Origin of the sequence: Chelativorans sp., assembly GCF_031180965.1 — a bacterium.
GTDB lineage: Bacteria > Pseudomonadota > Alphaproteobacteria > Rhizobiales > Rhizobiaceae > Chelativorans.
Genome location: NZ_JAPSLH010000061.1, coordinates 1,259 through 2,078, shown reverse-complemented (window position 1 = coordinate 2,078; position 820 = coordinate 1,259). Strand labels below are relative to the sequence as shown.

Genomic DNA, 820 nt, shown 5'->3' with positions numbered 1-820 from the left:
CGCTCGGCATGCTCGTGACGAAGCGGATGGAGCGCCTCGGCATGGGGCCGCTCGGCTATGTCGCGACGGACTATGTGCTGGTCTGCTGGTCCGCCTTCGAGCCGCAGGGCATCGAGCGACTGTTCGAAGAGGACATACTGGGCGAGGAGCTGGAGGAATGGATGGCGGAATCCTCCATGCTGAGGCGCACCTTCCGCAACATCGCGACCATCGCGGGGCTGATCGAGAAGAACCACCCTGGCGCCGAGAAATCCGGCCGCCAGATGACGCTGAACGCCGACCTGCTCTACGACGTCCTGCGCAAGCATGAGCCCGACCACATCCTGCTGCGCGCGACGCGGCAGGAAGCTGCGTCCGGCATCACCGATGTCGCACGCATTGGCCTGCTGTTGCGGCGGGCGCGGGAGGGTGGGATCCGCCACATGGCGCTCCCACGCGTCTCGCCACTGGCCGTGCCCGCCATGATCGAGGAAGGACGCGAATGGGTCGCCGGCGGCGCCGAGGACGCGCTGCTGGCCGAGGCCGCCGCCATGGTGGATGAGGTGACGGAGGGCGATGAGCTCTTCACCGAAACGCTTGCCGCCGTCACCGAGAACATACCTGTCCGCGGCGAGCGCGACTATGCCCGCCGCCCCCGCGACCGCGCGCCGCGCTCCCGCAATGCCCGCTTCATCCGATCCGCGCCCAAGGGTTTGACCACACCAAGATGATTCCAGCTCCCATCCATCTCAGCGGCGAGCGGCTGATGCTCGACCCCATGGGCGTGCTCGCCTGGCCGGCCCGCAAGCTTCTCGCGGTCGCCGACCTGCATCTCGAGAAG

1 pseudogene is annotated in these 820 nt (G+C 67.9%); it reads left to right on the top strand.

Annotation, left to right across the window (positions count from 1 at the left end):
• Nucleotides 1-710, top strand: a pseudogene (locus RIN79_RS21485) (hypothetical protein); the annotation flags it as partial.
• Nucleotides 711-820 lie beyond the last annotated feature (110 nt).